The sequence below is a fragment of the Caenibius sp. WL genome (assembly GCF_019803445.1).
Lineage (GTDB): Bacteria > Pseudomonadota > Alphaproteobacteria > Sphingomonadales > Sphingomonadaceae > Caenibius.
In genome coordinates this window covers 3,198,353-3,216,368 of record NZ_CP081844.1, presented here as the reverse complement: position 1 = coordinate 3,216,368, position 18,016 = coordinate 3,198,353, and the positions used below count along the sequence as shown (strand labels likewise).

Here is an 18,016-nt window from a genome sequence, read left to right as displayed (position 1 = left end):
ACACGCCAATGGAAACACGGGCAAATCACGTCTGGGTCGGTGCTGTCACGCTGGTGCTGATGGCCGCGCTGGCCGCTTTCATCATCTGGATCGCGCGGCTCAACGCCGGTGAGCAGAACGAATATGACATCTTCTTCAAACAGGCGGTGGACGGGCTGGCCAAGGGCTCGGAAGTGACCTTTTCCGGCGTTCCGGCGGGGCAAGTGAAAACGATCGAACTGTGGCCCAAGGACCCGCAGTTCGTGCGCGTGCGCGTGGCGCTGAACAACAACGTGCCGATCCTGCAAGGGACCACGGCGACGGTGCAGGGCAGTTTTACCGGCGTATCCAAAGTCCAGCTCGAAGGCGCGGTGCGCGGTGCACCCGAGATCGAGGAACCGGGCCCCGAAGGCGTGCCGGTGATTCCGACCAAGCCCGGCGGGCTGGGCGAGATCCTGGCCAACGCGCCGCTGCTGCTCGAACGTCTGGCGACTTTGACGGAACGGCTCACGCTGATGCTGTCGGATGACAATCAGAAATCGATCACCGGCATTCTTGCCAACACCAACCGGATGACCAGCAGCCTGGCCGATGCCTCGCCGCAGATCCAGCGGGTGCTGGCCGAAATGCAGGCGACGCTGCGCCAGGCCAATCACAGCCTCGCCGCCTTTGAAAAGGTCATGGGCTCGACCGACAAGGTCCTCAATCAGGAGGGCAATTCGGTGGCCAAGCAGATGCGCGAGACCATGGCTTCGGTGCAGAAGACCTCCGACGAACTGCAGGCCCTGTTGCACGATACGCGGCCTGCGGCGCAGCAATTGTCGCAGAGCACCCTGCCTGCGGCGGAAGCAACCCTGCGCGATCTGCGGACAACCAGCCGCGCCTTGCGCAACATGACCGAAAGCATCGAAAGCGGCGGGGCCGGGTCGGTGCTGAAAGGGCAGCAATTGCCCGACTACAAGCCATGATCGGGGAACAGGCGATGACAAGGAACAACCCTGTGCGGGCCATTGCGGCATTCGGGCGCGGCTTTTCGGCCAGAAGGGGCGCATTGGCCGCGCTGGCCGGGGCATTCGCCCTGTCGGGCTGTCTCAGCCTTGGCGGCAAAGTGCCGGACCAGTTGCTGACGCTGACCCCGGCCGCTTCGGCGAGCGCGGGATCGGCCACCAGCGGCAATTTCCGGAATGCGATTGCCGTGCTCAACCCCGGCGTGCCGCGCGAACTCGATGTCCAGCGCATTCCGGTACAGGTCGATGATACGCAGATCGCCTATCTCAAGGATGCGACCTGGGTGGAAAAGCCCGCGCGCCTGTTTCGCGAAGTGCTTTCCGAAACTCTGCGCGCCCGGACCAACAGGCTGGTGATCGGCGGGGCGGACGAACAGTATGCCGCCGCGACCAAGCTCACCGGGCAGTTGATGGCGATGGGCTACGATGCGCGCCAGCAGGCGGTTGTCGTGCGCTATGAGGCAGTGCTGGCCGATCCGGGCGGCAATGTCCGCACGCGCCGGTTCGAAAGCATGGTCCCGGGCATCGCTCCGCGCGCGGATCAGGTCGGCCCTGCATTGAATCAGGCGGCCAACGATGTCGCGGCGCAAGTCGTCGCCTGGGTCGGCCAATAAGCTGCGAACGAAGGGCGCTCCTGCACTTTCGCAAGAGCGCTCCGGTCATTATGACGCCGCAAATCCCGCATGATAGGAGACCTTTCCGGAAGGCACGGCCTCCTGAAAGGCCAGGCGCATGAAATATTCGGCCGGGGCATCCTCATAGCGCAAGGCAGGATCGTTTTCGAAGCCGAAGCGCCGATAGAAAGCCGGATCGCCGAGCAGGACGCATCCCGCAGCCCCAGTCTGCCGCAAGTGCGCCAGTCCCTCGCGGATGAGAACGCTGCCGATCCCATGACCTTGCAGGTCCGGCGTCACGGAAACGGGGCCGAGGCCAAACCAGCCGAGATCCTGTCCGTCGATCGTGACCGGGGAGAACGCAATATGGCCTGCGATGTCGCCGCCGACGGTGGCGACCAGTGAAAGCGTCAGCGCGCCCGCTTCGCGCAGCGCTTCGACAATCGCCGCTTCGGTGCCGCTGGCATGGCTGCTGAGCTTGAAAGCGGCCTCCGTCACCCGGCGGATTGCCTGTGCGTCTTCGGCACGTTCAGCCCGGATTTCGATATGCATACGCTGTTTTCCTTGGTGCTTGTGAGGTTGAGCGGCGGCTTGATCCGCTAGCTTTCGATCGCGGCGATGATGGTGGCCAGCCATTGCCGCGCTTGGCGGGAACGGCCGATATCGCAGATGAATTCCTGACCCCGGCTGGCGGAGATCAGTTCGCCCGGGCGGGGCCAGCGTTCCGGCCGTGCGTGATAGGTCAGGCCCCGGCGGCGCAGCCATGCGGGCACCGCCCAATGGCGCAAGGGGCCGCCCGCGCGTGTCAGGCGCAGGGCGGCGGAGGCTGATCGGGTCATCGTTCCCGGCCCGTGATACAGCACGTTATGGCGGCCCCAATCGCCCAGATCGTGCGGATGGGGGCGGGGCGGTTCCTTCCATTGGCTGGCCTGTCGCACGATATCGGGGGGGCCGTGGCAGGCGACCCGCATATGGCCGTAGATGCGGTGATGGCGTTCCCCGGTGTGCGGATCGGCGAACAAGCCGAAGAACAGGAACACATCGCCGATGCCCACCCCGTTGCGGGCCAGATGACTTTGCGCCGCGCCCGCTTGCCCGAACCAGCAGTGGGCACCGGAAAACATCGGATCGTCATGGCACAGGTCCTGCGCGCCGATCCGGCCCCGCGTGGCCTGTTCGACCAGGACGCCGAGACCGCGACTGGTATAAGTGGTGCGGGAACGGTCCTGCGCCGGGATCGGCAGCGAAACCGGCACGCCATCGACAATCGGTGACGGGCATCCGCCCGCGGTGCTGTCGAAACCCTTGCGGCTGAAGACAATCCGCATGGTGGTGGGCCCTGTGCGCCTAGCGGCTGTCCGCCCGGGCCAGCGTGGCAAAGCGCAGGGCGTTCGCGAACTCGGCGGCGCGCCGGTCGCGGCGTTCCCTGGCCAGATCGTCTTCCCCCCACAGCTCGATCTGCCAGTCTTCTTCGAGATTGGCGGCCGCCCATAGCGTTTGCGCGTCCGCCCCATCTTCCAGCGCGGCCAGCGCGACCGTCAGCGAGGCGGCCAGCGATGCCAGCGTGTTGAGCGCGGCCAGCGTGAAATCGTCGAGACCGGCCAGATAAACCCGCAACGTTTCAAGCGTGGCAGGCGGCTGCGGGCGATGCATGATCCCGCTGACCCGCTGGAAATGGATGCCGTGGTGCGCTTCGGCGGCCTGCACCAGCGGCTCCCACACCTCTTGCTGGCGTTTGAACAGCGCCTCTTCGGGATCGGCGCGGTAACACAGCGTGTCGGTTTCGGCGAAGCGGAGCAGGTTCGCGATGGCGGCGTCCCGGTCGGCGCGAACCAAGTCGATGGCATAGTCGGCCAGATCGCGGAAGACGAACCCGGCCGGGTCGATTTCCTCGCCCTGCGCCGCCCATTCGTCGGCCAGCGCATTGGCGAGCGTTTGCCCGGGCACGACCTGCTGCGCGCCCATGGCAGTCTTGATCCCGCGCCCGTCGAGCAGGACCTGCCAGCCGGTATCGGCGGGGGCGGGGGCGGCGGTCTTGTAGAAGCGTTTCATGCCGTCTCGTGCGTCATTCGTCGATAGTGCGCCAGTGGCGGGCGAGGATTTGCGGGATTACGAAAATCTCGATCAGCCCCACAATCAGCAGGGGCCAGGCGGCGACCGGAGGAACGGGCAGGACGCCATTCAGGCCCAGCAGCGCGGCGATCACCATCATCAGGCCGCCCAGCCGCATGGCCTGCATCGCGAAGAAGCGGGCGCGGGCGGGATCGCCGTTCATGCGAGCAGGTCCTGCAATTCGTCAGGCGTCTGGGCCACGGCGTCGGCGCCTGCGGCAAACAGTTCGTCCGCTTCGTGATAGCCCCAGGCCACGCCGATGGCGCGAACCCCGGCGGCCACCGCCATGGCAATGTCATAGGTGGTGTCGCCGATCATCACGCTGTCGCCCGGCAGGGCGCAGGCTTCGGCCAGCGCGGCATCCAGCATGGCCGGATGTGGCTTGGACGGGTGGCGATCCGCCGTCTGCAAAGTCACGAAGTGATCGGACAGCCCGTGGACGGCCAGCACATTGCGCAATCCCCGGTCCGATTTCCCGGTGGCCACGCCAAGGTGCCAGCCGGACGTGGCGAGGTGATCGAGCAGCGGGGCAATGCCGGGAAACAGCGGTTCGGACAATTGCCCCCGTTCGCGCATCGTGCGGAACGCCAGCTTGTAGCTGTCGCAAGCCGCATGCAGCAGCGATGCATCGGCTTCCGGCACCAGTCTGCGCATGGCGACCGGGAGGCTGAGGCCGACAATGCGCCGGATCGCGTGACGTTCGGGCGCGGGTAGGCCGTGTTCGGCAAATGCCGCTTCCATCGCCGCGCAGATATCCGCTTGGCCATCCACCAGCGTGCCATCGCAATCGAACACGGCAAGGCGGATCGGGGCGGTGCTCATGCCGCGTCTCCGATCTGATCGATCAACGTTTCGAGCAGGGCTCGGTCATCGTAGCGGAAGGCGGGATTGGGGTGCATCAGCGCTTCTTGGGACCGCCGGTCGGGCGTTTGCCGGTGGGCCGTCCGGTTGCACGGCCGCCGCTGGCGGGGCGTGCCTTGCCTCCGGCCGGTGCCTTGCCGGCGCTACGCGACTTGGCCCCGCGTGTGGACGAGGGCTGGGCGGAATCGGCCCGCCGGCGCCGTTCGCCGCGCCGTTCCTTGCGGTATTGCTTGGCGTGGGCCTTGGCGGCGGCTTTCTTCGTGTCGCGCGTGCGCGGGGCGGTGTCTTCCAGCACGCCGAAACCCGCACCGGCATCGCTCAGCCCTTCGTCGAATCCGAGCTGGTTCATGCTGGCGGCGAAATGTTCGGGCAGGTCCGCTGTCACGTCCAGCGGGGCGCCGTCCGGATGTTCGATAATCAGCCGCCGGGCGTGGAGATGCATCTTGCGGCTGATGCTGCCGGTAAGGAACGCATCCTGCCCGCCATATTTGCCATCGCCCACGATCGGGTGGCCGATGGCGGCCAGATGCACGCGCAACTGGTGGGTGCGCCCGGTCAGCGGTTGCAGTTCGACCCATGCGGCGCGGTTGCCCGCGCGATCGACCACGCGATAGCGGGTCTTGGCGGCTTGGCCATTTTCGGTGTCGACGTGCATCTTCTCGCCACCGGTGCCGGGCTGCTTGGCAATCGGTGCCTCGATCATCCCTTCGGCGATTTCGGGCACGCCGACCACCAGCGCCCAATAGATCTTCTTCGCCGAACGGCCGGAAAAGCGCTTGGAAAAGAAGGCCGCGCTGCCCGGCGTGCGGGCGACAAGAAGAACGCCCGAGGTATCCTTGTCGAGCCGATGGACAAGGCGCGGGCGCGGACCATCGGGGGCGAAAGCATCGAGCAGACCATCGACATGGCTGGTCGTCTTGGTGCCGCCCTGCGTGGCGAGGCCGGGCGGCTTGTTGAGAACGATGGCCGCCTTGTCCTGATGGATGACCATGGCATCGGCGGCGGCGAGTTCGTCCTCGGTCAGTTCGCGGCGGGTGGGCTGCGCCTTACCGGTGGGTGTGGTGCCACCCGGCGGAATGCGCAGCACTTGCCCGGCTTCCAGCCGGTCTTCCGGCTTGGTGCGCTTGCCATCGACGCGAATCTGCCCGGTGCGCGCCCAGCGCGACACGGTAGCGAAGCCGACTTGCGGCAAGTGCCGCTTGAACCAGCGGTCCAGCCGGATACCGTCATCGTCATGGCCGACAGTGAACTGGCGGACTTCGTCCGAAGGGGTAATCGGCTTCATCCCGCCACCCGCATCACGATCATGCCGATATACAGCGCGGTGAGCCCGGCAAAGAGCGAAACGGCGGCGTAAGTCAGCGCAAGAGCGGGTTGCCCGCGTTCGATCAGCAGCATCATTTCAAGGCTGAATGCGGAGAATGTGGTGAAGCCGCCCAGCAGCCCGACGCCGATCAGCAAGCGCCACACTTCGCCGCCGGTGCCGTGGCGGGCGAGAAACCCGGCGAGCAGGCCCATGGCCATGCTGCCCACCAGATTGACGCTGAGCGTGGCCCAGGGAAAGGCGGTGACGGTCTGCGGGCCGAGCCAGTGGGTCATCAGCCTGCCCGACTGGTAGCGTAGCAAGGATCCCGCACCGCCGCCGAGAGCGACATAGAGCGAGGCCAGAAGAGGGGATGGCGGTGTCATGGCGCTTGCCTTAGCCGCCGTTTGGCGCGGGGGGAAGCGGCTTGCTTGCCCCGTGAAGACACGGTCGGCGGAAGGCAGGCGCGGATAGCTGCGCGAATCTCTTGCCAATTTGCCGGGATTTGGTTAGGGGCACCCGCAATCGCGCCGGTCCTATCAGGGATTCGGCACCATATTCTCTTGATTTAGGGAGGCCTTACCCACGCTGTGGGCAGTCGCCCATTAGCTGTCGAGGTATCGAAAGTTTATGCAGATCATCGTTCGCGATAACAACGTCGACCAGGCTCTCCGCGCGCTCAAGAAGAAGCTGCAGCGGGAAGGTGTCTATCGCGAAATGAAGCTGCGCCGCCACTACGAAAAGCCCAGCGAGAAGCGCGCCCGCGAAAAAGCGGCTGCCGTGCGTCGCGCCCGCAAGCTCGAACGCAAGCGGATGGAGCGTGACGGCGCCAAGTAAGCTTGGCAAAAGCTTGATCGTCACTGCTTGATAAGCCAAGAGGGCGCGGATTCGTTTCCGCGCCCTTTTGCTTTCAGGTCTCAATCTGCCGGCTGGGTTGCCTTTGAAGGATTTTGTTCGATGACCGAGATCACCCGCGTTCCGATTCTGCCCATCAGGAAGGGCTCTCTGACCAAGCTGTGGGTCGGTGTGGCCGCCGTTGCGCTGGCTGGCGCCGGGCTCGCCTGGGCTTCGGTGCCGCACGGCGTCGAAATCGTGGAACTGGTCGCGGGCAAGGGCGAGAGCCCCAAGGCCGACGACGTGATTTTCGCCCGCTATGTCGGCAAGCTGCCCAACGGCACCGTGTTCGATGAAGGCAAGGACGTGCAACTGCCGATTCAGGGCGTGTTTCCGGCCGGGCAGCCCCTGCCGCTGGCGCAGATGGTTCCCGGCTTCCGCGAAGGCGCGCTGAAAATGAAGAAGGGCGGCAAGTACCGCCTCGAAATTCCGGCTGAAAAGGCATACGGCGCCACGCCGCCGCCGGGCGCGCCGATCCCGCCGAACACCGATCTGACGTTCGAGATCGAACTGGTCGATTTCATGTCGCAGGCGGATTTCGAAAGCCGCCTGGGGATGTTCCAGCAAATGATGCAGCAGGCCCAGGGCGGTCAGCCCGCACCGCAGCCCGCGCGTTAAACGCGTTTCCCTTCCGGGGGAGACGCTTGGATTTCAGTTGCAAAGGGGCGCTTATGTCCGTCGATAAAGCCACCGTGGCCAAGATCGCCTCGCTGGCCCGGATCAAGGTCAGCGATGCCGAGCTGGAGGCCATGGTGCCCGAGCTCAACCAGATTCTCGAATGGGTCGAGCAGCTGGGCGAAGTGGATGTGACCGGTATCGAACCGATGACCGCCGTCATTCCCAACACGCTGCGCCTGCGCGATGATGTGGTCGATGCCGATCCGCTGACTGGCGGCGGCAAGCGGGATGCGGTTCTGGCCAATGCTCCGGCGGCCGAACACGGCTTCTTCGGCGTGCCCAAGGTGATCGAATAATGACTGATGTGACTGAACTGGGCGTCGCCGCCATCCGCGATGGCGTGACCAAGGGCGATTTTTCCGCGCGTGAAGTGGCGGAAGCTTTCAACGCCAATGTCGCCGCGGCGGGCGAACTGAACGCCTTCATCGTAGCCACGCCGGAGAAGGCGCTGGAAGCCGCCGCCAAAGTCGATGCCGACCGCGCGGCGGGCAAGCCGCTGGGCCGGATGGCCGGCGTGCCGATCGGAATGAAGGATCTGTTCGCCACGCAGGGCGTGCAGACCACGGCGGCTTCGCATATCCTCGAAGGGTTCAACCCGGTCTATGAAAGCACCGTCTCGCAGAAGCTGTGGGATGCGGGCGCGGGGATGCTGGGCAAGCTCAATCTCGATCAGTTCGCGATGGGTTCGTCCAACGAAACCAGCTATTTCGGCAATGTGATCTCGCCCTGGCGGCGCAAGGACGGCGGCAACGCGCCGCTGGCCCCGGGCGGGTCATCGGGCGGCAGTTCGGCGGCGGTGGCCGCGCGCCTGTGCCCTGCCGCCACGGGCACGGATACCGGCGGTTCGATCCGCCAGCCCGCCGCGTTCACCGGAATTTCCGGGATCAAGCCGACCTATGGCCGGTGCAGCCGGTGGGGGATCGTCGCGTTCGCCAGTTCGCTCGATCAGGCGGGCCCGATGGCGCGCGACGTGCGCGATTGCGCGATCATGCTCGAAACCATGGCCGGGTTCGATCCCAAGGATTCGACCAGTCTCGATCTGCCGGTGCCGCAGTGGGAGGCCGGGCTTTCCGCCGATATGAAAGGCAAGAAGGTCGGCATCCCGCGTGAATACCGCATGGACGGGATGGACGCCGAAGTGGTGGCGAGCTGGGAACAGGGCATTGCCTGGCTGAAGGATGCGGGGGCGGAAATCGTTGATATCTCGCTGCCGCACACCCGGTATGCGCTGCCGACCTATTACATCATCGCTCCGGCGGAAGCGTCTTCCAATCTCGCCCGTTACGATGGCGTGCGGTACGGCCTGCGCGATCTGCCCGAAGGGGCGGGCCTGCAGGATATGTATGCGGCCACCCGCGCGGCGGGCTTCGGCCCGGAAGTGAAGCGCCGCATCCTGATCGGCACTTATGTGCTTTCGGCCGGGTTCTACGATGCCTACTATACCCAGGCGCAGAAAGTCCGCGCGTTGATCGCCCAGGATTTCCGCAACGCATTCACGCAGTGCGATGTGATTCTCGCACCGACGGCGCCGACGGCGGCGTTCGCACTGGGCGAAAAGTCGGGCGATCCGCTGGAAATGTACCTGAACGACGTGTTCTCCGTCCCCGCCAGCCTGGCCGGGCTTCCGGCGATGTCGGTCCCGGCGGGGCTCAACAGCGAAGGTCTGCCGCTCGGGCTGCAGATCATCGGCAATGCGTTCGACGAACAGGGCGTGCTCAATGCGGGCCTTGCGATCGAGCAGCGCGCAGGGTTCACGGCCAAGCCGGAAAAGTGGTGGTAAGATGACAGACCATACTCTTAAAACGGAAGGCGGAAAGCTTAAGGTCGCCGGTGGTGACGCTTCGCTGAGCCTTCATGATCGTGAAGGTCGCTATGTTATCCGCGGTGCCACCGGGGATTGGGAGGTCGTGATCGGCCTCGAAGTGCATGCCCAGGTCACCAGCCAGGCCAAGCTGTTTTCGGGCGCGGCCACCGCGTTCGGGGCGGAGCCCAATTCGCAGGTCAGCCTGATCGATGCGGCGATGCCCGGCATGCTGCCCGTGCCGAACCGGGAATGCATCCGCCAGGCGGTGCGCACCGGCATGGCGATCAATGCGCAGATCAACAAGTGGAGCCGGTTCGATCGCAAGAACTACTTCTACGCCGATCTGCCGCAGGGCTATCAGATCAGCCAGCTCTACCACCCGCTGGTGGGCGAGGGCGCGATCGACATCACGCTGGATGACAAGAACCCCGAAGGCAGCACCAAGACCATCGGGATCGAACGCATCCATGTGGAACAGGATGCGGGCAAGCTGATGCACGATCAGCACCCGACGATGTCCTATGTCGATCTCAACCGGTCGGGCGTGGCGCTGATGGAAATCGTCAGCCGCCCGGATATGCGCTCGCCGGCCGAAGCCGGGGCCTATCTGTCCAAGTTGCGGACAATCCTGCGCTATGTCGGTTCGTGCGACGGCAACATGGATCAGGGTTCCATGCGCGCGGACGTGAACGTGTCCGTGCGCCGCCCGGGCGAGGAATTCGGCACCCGCACCGAAACCAAGAACGTCAATTCCGTACGGTTCGTGATGCAAACGATCGAGCATGAGGCGAACCGTCAGGTCGATCTGCTCGAAGCGGGCGGCACGGTGGTGCAGGAAACCCGCCTGTTCGATCCCGACAGCGGGTCGACGCGTTCGATGCGCAGCAAGGAAGACGCGCACGATTACCGCTACTTCCCCGATCCCGATCTGCTGCCGCTGGAGCTTGACGACGCGTTCCTCGAAGAATGCCGCGCCAGCCTGCCGGAACTGCCCGATGCCAAGCGGGCGCGCTATGAAACCACGCTCGGCCTGTCGGCCTACAACGCGGGCGTGCTGACGGCGGAAGTCGATACGGCGAAGTGGTTCGAAGCGCTGCTGGCGGCCACGGCCAGGGCGCAGGGCAAAAGCGAGGCGGATGTCGCCAAGCAGGCGAGCAACTGGCTGATTTCCGAACTGTTCGGCGCGCTGAACAAGCTTGGTACCTCGCTGGAGGAAAGCCCGGTGACCCCCGAGGCGGGGGCGGAACTGCTCGCACTGGTGGGCGACGGCACGATTTCCGGCTCCATCGCCAAGCAGGTGCTGGAAAAGATGCTGGAAACTGGTGACGGCGCGGCCGCCATCGTCGAGCGGGAAGGGCTCAAGCAGGAAAGCGACACCGGCGCCATCGAGGCGAAAGTGGACGAAATCCTCGCCGCCAATGCCGACAAGGTCGAACAGTACCGGGGCGGCAAGGAAGCGCTGTTCGGCTTCTTCGTCGGCCAGACGATGAAAGCCATGCAGGGCAAGGCCAACCCGCAGGTGGTGAACCAGATTCTCAAGCAGAAGCTGGCGTAAACCCGGCTGGACGAGGGCGGCGCTGCATGTCCGTGGCGGTGGTTCTCGTCCACCCGGAAATCCCGCACAACACCGGGGCGGTCGGGCGCACATGCGTGGCGCTCGACCTCGAACTGGTGCTGATCCGGCCCTATGGCTTCGAACTGTCGGACAAGCACCTGAAGCGCGCCGGGCTGGATTACTGGCAGCATGTGCGGCTGACCGAATACGACAGTTGGGACGCGTTCCTCGCCGAACGCGCCCCGCGCGAAGACCAGTTGTTCCTGTTCGAGGAATACGGCGCGCGCAGGTTTGACGAGCCCGATTATCCCGACGACACCTATCTCGTTTTCGGGTGCGAGACGAAAGGTCTGCCTGCCGCGATTGCGGAGCCGCTGGCCCATCGCATGGTGCGTTTGCCGATGCGGTCCACCCATATCCGCTCGCTCAATCTCTCCAATACGGTGGCGGTCGCCGCTTACGAGGCCTTGCGCGGAAAATTTTGATCCATGTCCTTGTGTTGCAAAGGGGCAACACTATCTTTTGCCCGTAAGGCTTTGAGGGACATCTCATGAATCTCGAAAAATTCACCGACCGCGCCAAGGGTTTCCTCCAATCGGCCCAGACCGTGGCGATCCGCATGAACCATCAGCGGATCACGCCCGAACATCTGCTGAAGGCGCTGCTCGAAGACAACGAAGGCATGGCCGCCGGGCTGATCCAGCGCGCGGGCGGCAATCCGCAGATCGCGGTGCAGGACGTGGACCAGGCGCTGGGCAAGATTCCGGCGGTGTCGGGCGGCGGTGCGCAGCAGACGCCGGGCCTCGACAACGATGCCGTGCGCGTACTCGATCAGGCGGAGCAACTCGCCACCAAATCGGGCGATGCCTATGTCACGGTGGAGCGGGTGCTGCTCGCGCTGACGCTCGCCACCACCACGGCGGCGGGGCAGGCGCTCAAGGCGGCCAATGTCACGCCGGAAGCGCTCGAAGCGGCGATTGCGCAGTTGCGCGGCGGGCGCCGCGCCGACACCGCCGGGGCCGAGGAAAGCTACGAAGCGATGGAAAAGTACGCGCGCGACCTGACGCAGGCGGCGCGCGACGGCAAGCTCGACCCGGTGATCGGCCGCGACGAGGAAATCCGCCGCACCGTGCAGATTCTCGCCCGCCGGACGAAGAACAACCCCGTGCTGATCGGCGATCCCGGCGTTGGCAAGACGGCCATCGTCGAAGGGCTGGCGCTGCGCATCGCCAATGGCGACGTGCCCGACAGCCTCAAGGATCGCCGCCTGATGGCGCTCGATATGGGCGCGCTGATCGCGGGCGCGAAGTATCGCGGCGAGTTCGAGGAACGGCTCAAGGCCGTGCTCGACGAAGTGAAAGGCGCGGAAGGGGAGATCATCCTCTTCATCGACGAGATGCACACGCTGATCGGCGCGGGCAAATCGGAAGGCGCGATGGATGCGGGCAATCTGCTCAAGCCCGCGCTGGCGCGGGGCGAACTGCACTGTATCGGCGCGACCACGCTCGACGAATACCAGAAGTATGTCGAGAAGGACGCGGCCTTGCAGCGGCGGTTCCAGCCGGTGTTCGTGGGCGAACCGACCGTGGAGGATACGATTTCGATCCTGCGCGGATTGAAGGACCGATACGAACTGCACCACGGCGTGCGGATCACCGATGGCGCGATCGTGGCGGCGGCAACGCTGTCCAACCGCTACATCTCCGACCGTTTCCTGCCCGACAAGGCCATCGACCTGATGGACGAAGCCGCCAGCCGCATCCGCATGGAGGTGGAATCCAAGCCCGAGGAAATCGAGGCGCTGGACCGGCGGATCATCCAGCTCAAGATCGAGGAAGCGGCGCTGTCGAAGGAAAGCGATCAGGCATCGAAGGATCGCCTCGATACGCTGCGCGAGGAACTCGCCAATCTGGAACAGCAATCGAGCGAACTGACCACCCGCTGGCAGAACGAGCGGGACAAGATCGCGGCCGAAAGCAAGGTCAAGGAAGAGTTGGATCAAGCGCGGGTCGAACTGGAGCAGGCGCAGCGTTCGGGCGATCTCGCCCGCGCGGGCGAGCTGTCCTATGGCCGCATCCCGGAACTGGAACGCCAGCTTGCCGAAGCGCATGGGCAGGCGAGCAACGCCCTCCTGCGCGAGGAAGTGACCGAGGACGATATCGCCGGGGTCGTCAGCCGTTGGACCGGGGTGCCGGTCGACCGGATGATGGAAGGTGAGCGCGAAAAGCTCCTGCGGATGGAGGACGAACTCGGCAAGCGGGTGATCGGGCAACGCGATGCGGTGGTCGCCGTGTCTAAGGCGGTGCGCCGCGCGCGCGCCGGGTTGCAGGACCCGAACCGCCCGCTGGGCAGTTTCCTGTTCCTCGGCCCCACGGGCGTCGGCAAGACGGAATTGACCAAGGCGCTGGCCGAATTCCTGTTCGATGACGATACGGCGATGGTCCGCATCGACATGAGCGAATTCATGGAAAAGCACTCGGTCGCCCGGCTGATCGGTGCGCCTCCGGGCTATGTCGGCTATGAAGAAGGCGGTGTGCTGACCGAAGCGGTGCGGCGGCGGCCCTATCAGGTCGTGCTGTTCGACGAGGTGGAGAAGGCGCACAACGATGTCTTCAACGTTCTGCTGCAAGTGCTCGACGATGGCCGTCTGACCGACGGGCAAGGGCGGGTGGTGGATTTCAGCAACACGCTGATTATCCTCACGTCCAACCTCGGCAGCCAGTATCTCGCCAATCTGGACGAAGGCCAGGATGTCGAGAGTGTGGAGCCGCAGGTGATGGACGTGGTCCGCGCCCATTTCCGCCCGGAATTCCTCAACCGGCTGGACGAGATCATCCTGTTCCATCGTCTCGGCCAGGATCACATGGGGCCGATTGTCGAAATCCAGGTCGCGCGGGTGCAGAAGTTGCTCAAGGATCGCAAGATCACGCTCGATCTCACCGATGCGGCCGAGCGCTGGCTGGGCCGGGTGGGCTACGATCCGGTTTATGGCGCTCGGCCGCTCAAGCGGGCGGTGCAGCGCTATCTGCAGGACCCGCTGGCGGAAAAGCTGCTCGGCGGTGAAATCCCCGACGGCTCCACCGTCCATATCGACGAGGGGGACGGGGCGCTGAAGATCACGATCGGCTGATACGGTGAAAGGACAAGGCCCCGTCGCGGATCGCGGCGGGGCCTTGGTTGAAGGAGGCGGGTGGGCGCGCCTTACCCGTTGTGGCCGGGACCGCCCCCGCCGAAGGCATCGACGATCGAACAGGCCGCCGGCCCCAGAATGACGACGAACAAGGTCGGCAGGATGAACAGGATCAGCGGTATCGTCATGATGGCGGGCAGGCGCGCCGCCTTTTCCTCGGCCCGCATCATCCGCTGATTGCGGAATTCGGCAGAAAGCACGCGCAAGGCGGACGCCAGCGGCGTGCCGTAGCGTTCGGTCTGGATCATCGTCGTCACCACCCCGCGGATCGCGTCGAGATCGATGCGATAGGCGAGGTTGTTGAACGCCATCTTGCGTTCGGTGAGGAACGACAGTTCGATCCCGGTCAGCGTGAATTCGTCGGCCAGTTCGGGATAGGCCCGGCCCAGTTCCTTCGCCACGCGGTTGAAAGCGGCATCGACGGTGAGTCCCGCTTCGGCGCAGATCACCAGCAGGTCCAGCGCATCGGGCAATCCCTTGCGGATCGCGTCGGTGCGGCGCGAGATCAGATTCTGCACGAAGATGTCGGGCGCCTTGTAAGAGGCGAGAAGCGTCACCGCGAAAGCCCCGAAGCGCTTCAGCGCGCCCCAGTCGGGGAACATGTCCGAAAAATAGAACAGGAACAGGGCCAGCAGCCCGAACGTGACCGGGGTGACCAGGCGGGCGAAAATCACCACGATGGCCATTTCCTTGTTGCGGATACCGGCTTGCGCCAGCTTTTGCTGCGCTTTCTTGAGTTCGGCATCCTGGAGGACTTTCAGCCCTTCCAGCGTGGTGCGCATCCGGTCGGTCGTTTCGCTCTTGCGGACGATGCTGATGCGTTTCTTGGCCGGCCCGGCCACGATCCCGGCCTTGAGTTCGTCGCGCCGCTGATTGAGCGCCTTGACCCGCCTGGCCATCGGATCGCGCACGGAAATGGCGGTGTAGATCGCGAACAGCACCGCTAGGGCGGCGATACCGCTGAGGATCGTGCCGACGAAAAAGACATCGACGCCGAGAAGCGTGGGGCCGGGAGGGTTGGACATCATCGCTTTTGCTCCCGCTCAGATTTCGAAGTTGACCATTTTGGCCATCACCAGGCCGCCGATGGACATCCAGACGAACCCGCCGATCCCAACCACGATCAGGCGTTGGTCGACGAAGAACTTGCCGATGTAAGTGGGGTTGATCCACCAGATCAGGGCAAAGACGACGAACGGCAACGCGCCCACGATATAGGCGGAGGCTTTCGATTCCGAGGACAGTGCCCGGATTTTCAGCTTCATCTGCGCGCGCTTGCGCAGCACATCGGCGAGATTGGAAAGGGTTTCGGCAAGATTGCCGCCCGTTTCCCGCTGAATCGCCAGCGTGATGCAGAAGAAGGCGAATTCCGGCGTATCCAGCCGGTCCGCCGTTTCCTGCAACGCGTCGTCCATCGTGCGGCCCAGTTTCATCCGGTCGATCACGGCCTTGAATTCCTCGCTCACCGGGCCCGGCACTTCACGCGCCACCACCCCCAGCGTTTCCGTCACCGGTAGGCCGGAACGCAACCCGCGCACCAGCAGTTCGATCGCATCGGGAAACTTGGCGTTGAATGCCAGAGTGCGTTTCTTGATGGCCCGGCTGATGACGAGATGCGGCAGGCCTGCCCCAACGAGGACGCCGATGGTGATCGCCAGCAGCAGTGCGCCCCACTTCAGATAGACCAGCGTGGCGACGGCAAGGGCGAGGCCCGCCGACGCATAGAAATATTGCGCCACGGACCATGGTTTGCCGCTGCGGTGCAAGCGCAGGGCCAGCGCGGCGATCCGCGAATCCGACCCGGCGGCCTGATGGACTCTGGGGCGGCGCGCGGCCACGGCCTTGCGCAATTGCGCTTCGACCTTGTCCTGGGTGCTTTGCGAATGGCGTTCGCGCAGTGTCTGCAGGCGCTGGACGCTTTTCTTGCCGCCCGATGGCCCGCGCAGAGCGAAATAGGCCAATGCGCAAGCCAGCAGAGCCCCTGTGCCGATCACCACAAGCTGGAAAATGTTCATGGCTCTGCCTCACTCGTTCCCATGGCCCGCCTTGTGCCCGATCCATGCCGCCCGCAGGGTGGCACCGTCCGGTCAGGCCGGCATTTTCTGTTTCCGCCCGATCAGTGCCTTGAGATCGAGCTTGCCCAGCAGCGATGGTTTCGCCTCACCGGCCCCGGCTGGTTCGCCCCCGGCGATGGCGCGGATTTCCTGGGTAAGGCCGCGCAGCGCGGCGGTCGCCTTGCTCGCTGGATTGGCGTTCACCAGCGCTTGCCCCAGTTGCGCGGCCTGGATTGCCGCCTTGGGGTCTGCGGGAATGACGTGATCGATCCTGGCCTCGATCGATGCCTCGAAATCGGCCTTGGAGATTTCCTGCAGCCCCGGCTGGACCCGGTTGGCCACGATCACGATCTGCGCCTGCGCGGCATTGGCTTTCAGCCAGGCGAGCAGGCGGATCGTATCGCGCGCCGCGGCGAGCGTCAGTTCGGTGACCACCACCACCGCGTTGACGGTGTTGAGCAGCAGCGGAAAATTGATCAGCATGTTGCGCGGCAGGTCGATCATCGTCATGTCGAAAGACTGCCGGAATTCCTCCTCCAGCCGCATGAAAGCCGTACCGTCCGTCATCAGCGGCGTGCTGATCGATGCTTCTGCCGAGAGGATGGCGAGATTGTCGTTGGCGCGAACCATCGCCCGTTCGAGGAACAGCCCGTCGATCCGGGCCGGATTGTCGATCGCATCCGTCAGTCCCCGGCCCGGTTCGAGGTCCAGCGTCAGCGCCCCCGTGCCGAAATGGATATCGAGATCGAGCAGCGCGGTCGCCAATGCGTGATCCGTGCTGAACAGCCAGGCGAGCGAAGTGGCCACAGTTGATGCGCCGACTCCGCCGCGCGTACCGACGACAGCGGTCGAAACGTGCTGTTTCACCCCGTCGGCGGCCTCATGCGGCTTGGGTGTGATGAAAGTCATCTGTGCATGGGTGAGCGCTTCATGCAGTTGCCCGGCCGAAAGCGGCTTGAGCAGATAATCGTGAATGCCGCTGTCGATCAGCCCGCGATATAGCCGCACATCGTTGACCTGGCCGATGGCGATCACCACCGTGCCCGGTTCGCACACTTCGGCCAGCGCGTTGATATCTTCCAGCGGATCGTGGCTTTCCGACAGATCGACCAGCAGGATTGCCGGACTGGCCGTGACCGATAACGTCTGGACCGCGTTGCGCAGCCCGCCCAACTGGCACTTTTCCAGCGACCAGCCGAGTTCGACGACAGCCGGATGCAACTGATCGAGTGTGGCTTCGTCGCAGACGAAAGCCATGAATGGATCGCGATTGCTCGGCAGGCCCGCTTTCCATGGTGCGTTCATGGCTCAGTTCCCCCCATCCGAAGTCGCGTTCTTCACCAGGCTTTGCGTGCCCGTGGGCTTCTGCCGGCGATAGCTGTCGATGGCCTTGTTGGAAGACATCATCACCGTCTGGCCCGTTCCGCGTTCGCCGCGGACGAGATCTTCGGGATTGGCGACCATGGCGGCCAGATTGCTGTTCACCGCGCAACCGAAGCCCGAAGCCGTCTGGTTGCCGAGATTCGAAGCGCGCGAATCCGACCAGTCAGGGCATCCGGGGACAGTGGCGGTGGAACGGGTGACAACGACGCGGGCATTGCCCGGATAGATTTCACCCGGCGTGACCGGCGCGCCTTCGGCAACCAGCAGGCCGAAGCGCCCGGCGATCTCGTTCACCGCGCTGCGCGTCGCCGTGCTGGCGTTGGGATCGTCGATCGCAACGCGGTCGCCATAGCGCAGGTCCATGGTTTCGAACCATTCCGCCAGGCGGTTCTGTTCCGTGGCGGAGAGGCCGCCACCGCCGGTGACCAGATCGAGCGTGTAAGTGTTGCGCGATACGATCGGCTGATGAATGCTTTCCAGCCCGCGTTTCTGGTAGGCGGTGCTGTCGCAGCCCGCGATCGTGAAACCGGCGGCGGCGAGAAGGGCGAGGGCCAGGGGCTTGCTTGTGCGGATGCGCATTGT

General features: G+C 64.7%; 20 protein-coding genes. 9 read left to right on the top strand and 11 right to left on the bottom strand.

What is annotated here, in order from left to right; all coding sequences use genetic code 11:
* The first annotated feature begins 8 nt into the window (after nucleotides 1-8).
* Both K5X80_RS15495 and K5X80_RS15490 read left to right on the top strand, forming a co-directional pair.
* Complete coding sequence (locus K5X80_RS15495) at nucleotides 9-947, top strand: MlaD family protein (protein WP_222558602.1); 939 nt, start codon at nucleotides 9-11, stop codon at nucleotides 945-947.
* A 14-nt stretch (nucleotides 948-961) separates the two neighbouring features.
* The gene (locus K5X80_RS15490; protein WP_222558601.1) at nucleotides 962-1,600 is read left to right on the top strand and encodes an ABC-type transport auxiliary lipoprotein family protein; all 639 of its coding nucleotides are present in this window, start codon (nucleotides 962-964) and stop codon (nucleotides 1,598-1,600) included.
* Between the two features lie 48 nt (nucleotides 1,601-1,648).
* On the opposite strand, the gene K5X80_RS15485 is transcribed toward K5X80_RS15490, so the two are convergent.
* From K5X80_RS15485 to crcB, 7 genes are all read right to left on the bottom strand, one after another.
* Nucleotides 1,649-2,152 carry a GNAT family N-acetyltransferase gene (locus K5X80_RS15485; protein WP_283249185.1) on the bottom strand — a complete coding sequence of 168 codons (504 nt, stop codon included), beginning with the start codon at nucleotides 2,150-2,152 and terminating at the stop codon, nucleotides 1,649-1,651.
* 47 nt (nucleotides 2,153-2,199) lie between these two features.
* A complete protein-coding gene (locus K5X80_RS15480) occupies nucleotides 2,200-2,928 on the bottom strand; it encodes an Nmad3 family putative nucleotide modification protein (RefSeq protein ID WP_222558600.1) in 729 nt (242 codons plus the stop codon).
* A gap of 19 nt (nucleotides 2,929-2,947) precedes the next feature.
* Nucleotides 2,948-3,652, bottom strand: a complete 705-nt coding sequence (locus K5X80_RS15475; protein WP_222558599.1) for an ATP12 family chaperone protein — start codon at nucleotides 3,650-3,652, stop codon at nucleotides 2,948-2,950.
* A gap of 13 nt (nucleotides 3,653-3,665) precedes the next feature.
* Nucleotides 3,666-3,875: a hypothetical protein gene (locus K5X80_RS15470; protein WP_222558598.1), complete on the bottom strand. Its 210-nt coding sequence runs from the start codon at nucleotides 3,873-3,875 to the stop codon at nucleotides 3,666-3,668.
* Nucleotides 3,872-4,534, bottom strand: a complete 663-nt coding sequence (locus tag K5X80_RS15465; protein ID WP_222558597.1) for an HAD-IA family hydrolase — start codon at nucleotides 4,532-4,534, stop codon at nucleotides 3,872-3,874. The genes K5X80_RS15470 and K5X80_RS15465 overlap by 4 nt, the downstream gene beginning before the upstream one ends.
* A gap of 76 nt (nucleotides 4,535-4,610) precedes the next feature.
* Nucleotides 4,611-5,858, bottom strand: coding sequence for an RluA family pseudouridine synthase (locus K5X80_RS15460; protein WP_222558596.1), 1,248 nt, complete (start codon nucleotides 5,856-5,858; stop codon nucleotides 4,611-4,613).
* On the bottom strand, nucleotides 5,855-6,262 hold the full coding sequence (gene crcB, locus K5X80_RS15455) for a fluoride efflux transporter CrcB (RefSeq protein ID WP_222558595.1): 408 nt from the start codon (nucleotides 6,260-6,262) through the stop codon (nucleotides 5,855-5,857). Before crcB ends, K5X80_RS15460 begins: the two co-directional genes overlap by 4 nt.
* 244 nt (nucleotides 6,263-6,506) lie before the next feature.
* Here crcB and rpsU point away from each other — a divergent pair, with 244 nt between their 5' ends.
* The 7 genes from rpsU (at nucleotide 6,507) to clpB (ending at nucleotide 13,937) form a co-directional block, all read left to right on the top strand.
* Nucleotides 6,507-6,713: a 30S ribosomal protein S21 gene (gene rpsU / locus K5X80_RS15450; protein WP_067677802.1), complete on the top strand. Its 207-nt coding sequence runs from the start codon at nucleotides 6,507-6,509 to the stop codon at nucleotides 6,711-6,713.
* Nucleotides 6,714-6,833: 120 nt separating this feature from the next.
* Nucleotides 6,834-7,388 (top strand): FKBP-type peptidyl-prolyl cis-trans isomerase, encoded by a 555-nt coding sequence (locus K5X80_RS15445; protein WP_222558594.1) that lies wholly within the window; start codon nucleotides 6,834-6,836, stop codon nucleotides 7,386-7,388.
* Nucleotides 7,389-7,441: 53 nt separating this feature from the next.
* Nucleotides 7,442-7,744, top strand: a complete 303-nt coding sequence (gene gatC, locus K5X80_RS15440; RefSeq protein ID WP_222558593.1) for an Asp-tRNA(Asn)/Glu-tRNA(Gln) amidotransferase subunit GatC — start codon at nucleotides 7,442-7,444, stop codon at nucleotides 7,742-7,744.
* Nucleotides 7,744-9,228, top strand: coding sequence for an Asp-tRNA(Asn)/Glu-tRNA(Gln) amidotransferase subunit GatA (gene gatA, locus K5X80_RS15435; RefSeq protein WP_222558592.1), 1,485 nt, complete (start codon nucleotides 7,744-7,746; stop codon nucleotides 9,226-9,228). Before gatC ends, gatA begins: the two co-directional genes overlap by 1 nt.
* Nucleotides 9,167-10,807: an Asp-tRNA(Asn)/Glu-tRNA(Gln) amidotransferase subunit GatB gene (gene gatB / locus K5X80_RS15430; RefSeq protein WP_502778398.1), complete on the top strand. Its 1,641-nt coding sequence runs from the start codon at nucleotides 9,167-9,169 to the stop codon at nucleotides 10,805-10,807. Before gatA ends, gatB begins: the two co-directional genes overlap by 62 nt.
* Nucleotides 10,808-10,833: 26 nt before the next feature.
* Nucleotides 10,834-11,292, top strand: a complete 459-nt coding sequence (locus K5X80_RS15425; protein ID WP_261390566.1) for a tRNA (cytidine(34)-2'-O)-methyltransferase — start codon at nucleotides 10,834-10,836, stop codon at nucleotides 11,290-11,292.
* Between the two features lie 65 nt (nucleotides 11,293-11,357).
* Nucleotides 11,358-13,937 (top strand): ATP-dependent chaperone ClpB, encoded by a 2,580-nt coding sequence (gene clpB, locus K5X80_RS15420; RefSeq protein ID WP_222558590.1) that lies wholly within the window; start codon nucleotides 11,358-11,360, stop codon nucleotides 13,935-13,937.
* A 71-nt stretch (nucleotides 13,938-14,008) separates the two neighbouring features.
* On the opposite strand, the gene K5X80_RS15415 is transcribed toward clpB, so the two are convergent.
* The 4 genes from K5X80_RS15415 to K5X80_RS15400 all read right to left on the bottom strand — a co-directional run bounded on the left by K5X80_RS15415 (nucleotide 14,009) and on the right by K5X80_RS15400 (nucleotide 18,013).
* On the bottom strand, nucleotides 14,009-15,025 hold the full coding sequence (locus K5X80_RS15415; protein WP_222558589.1) for a type II secretion system F family protein: 1,017 nt from the start codon (nucleotides 15,023-15,025) through the stop codon (nucleotides 14,009-14,011).
* Nucleotides 15,026-15,040: 15 nt separating this feature from the next.
* Complete coding sequence (locus K5X80_RS15410; RefSeq protein WP_222558588.1) at nucleotides 15,041-16,012, bottom strand: type II secretion system F family protein; 972 nt, start codon at nucleotides 16,010-16,012, stop codon at nucleotides 15,041-15,043.
* A 72-nt stretch (nucleotides 16,013-16,084) separates the two neighbouring features.
* Complete coding sequence (locus tag K5X80_RS15405; RefSeq protein WP_222558587.1) at nucleotides 16,085-17,356, bottom strand: CpaE/TadZ family protein; 1,272 nt, start codon at nucleotides 17,354-17,356, stop codon at nucleotides 16,085-16,087.
* 3 nt (nucleotides 17,357-17,359) lie between these two features.
* Nucleotides 17,360-18,013 (bottom strand): CpaD family pilus assembly protein, encoded by a 654-nt coding sequence (locus K5X80_RS15400; protein WP_222558586.1) that lies wholly within the window; start codon nucleotides 18,011-18,013, stop codon nucleotides 17,360-17,362.
* Nucleotides 18,014-18,016 lie beyond the last annotated feature (3 nt).

Excerpts from the sequence above, each read along its gene's own strand:
- rpsU (WP_067677802.1), top strand. The coding sequence starts at position 6,507 with ATGCAGATCATCGTTCGCGATAACAACGTCGACCAGGCTCTCCGCGCG.
- K5X80_RS15445 (WP_222558594.1), top strand. The coding sequence starts at position 6,834 with ATGACCGAGATCACCCGCGTTCCGATTCTGCCCATCAGGAAGGGCTCT.
- K5X80_RS15480 (WP_222558600.1), bottom strand. The coding sequence starts at position 2,928 with ATGCGGATTGTCTTCAGCCGCAAGGGTTTCGACAGCACCGCGGGCGGA.
- gatA (WP_222558592.1), top strand. The coding sequence starts at position 7,744 with ATGACTGATGTGACTGAACTGGGCGTCGCCGCCATCCGCGATGGCGTG.
- K5X80_RS15490 (WP_222558601.1), top strand. The coding sequence starts at position 962 with ATGACAAGGAACAACCCTGTGCGGGCCATTGCGGCATTCGGGCGCGGC.
- clpB (WP_222558590.1), top strand. The coding sequence starts at position 11,358 with ATGAATCTCGAAAAATTCACCGACCGCGCCAAGGGTTTCCTCCAATCG.
- K5X80_RS15410 (WP_222558588.1), bottom strand. The coding sequence starts at position 16,012 with ATGAACATTTTCCAGCTTGTGGTGATCGGCACAGGGGCTCTGCTGGCT.
- K5X80_RS15485 (WP_283249185.1), bottom strand. The coding sequence starts at position 2,152 with ATGCATATCGAAATCCGGGCTGAACGTGCCGAAGACGCACAGGCAATC.
- crcB (WP_222558595.1), bottom strand. The coding sequence starts at position 6,262 with ATGACACCGCCATCCCCTCTTCTGGCCTCGCTCTATGTCGCTCTCGGC.
- gatB (WP_502778398.1), top strand. The coding sequence starts at position 9,167 with ATGCGGGCCTTGCGATCGAGCAGCGCGCAGGGTTCACGGCCAAGCCGG.
- K5X80_RS15465 (WP_222558597.1), bottom strand. The coding sequence starts at position 4,534 with ATGAGCACCGCCCCGATCCGCCTTGCCGTGTTCGATTGCGATGGCACG.
- K5X80_RS15460 (WP_222558596.1), bottom strand. The coding sequence starts at position 5,858 with ATGAAGCCGATTACCCCTTCGGACGAAGTCCGCCAGTTCACTGTCGGC.
- K5X80_RS15475 (WP_222558599.1), bottom strand. The coding sequence starts at position 3,652 with ATGAAACGCTTCTACAAGACCGCCGCCCCCGCCCCCGCCGATACCGGC.
- K5X80_RS15470 (WP_222558598.1), bottom strand. The coding sequence starts at position 3,875 with ATGAACGGCGATCCCGCCCGCGCCCGCTTCTTCGCGATGCAGGCCATG.
- K5X80_RS15415 (WP_222558589.1), bottom strand. The coding sequence starts at position 15,025 with ATGATGTCCAACCCTCCCGGCCCCACGCTTCTCGGCGTCGATGTCTTT.
- K5X80_RS15425 (WP_261390566.1), top strand. The coding sequence starts at position 10,834 with ATGTCCGTGGCGGTGGTTCTCGTCCACCCGGAAATCCCGCACAACACC.
- K5X80_RS15495 (WP_222558602.1), top strand. The coding sequence starts at position 9 with ATGGAAACACGGGCAAATCACGTCTGGGTCGGTGCTGTCACGCTGGTG.
- gatC (WP_222558593.1), top strand. The coding sequence starts at position 7,442 with ATGTCCGTCGATAAAGCCACCGTGGCCAAGATCGCCTCGCTGGCCCGG.
- K5X80_RS15400 (WP_222558586.1), bottom strand. The coding sequence starts at position 18,013 with ATGCGCATCCGCACAAGCAAGCCCCTGGCCCTCGCCCTTCTCGCCGCC.
- K5X80_RS15405 (WP_222558587.1), bottom strand. The coding sequence starts at position 17,356 with ATGAACGCACCATGGAAAGCGGGCCTGCCGAGCAATCGCGATCCATTC.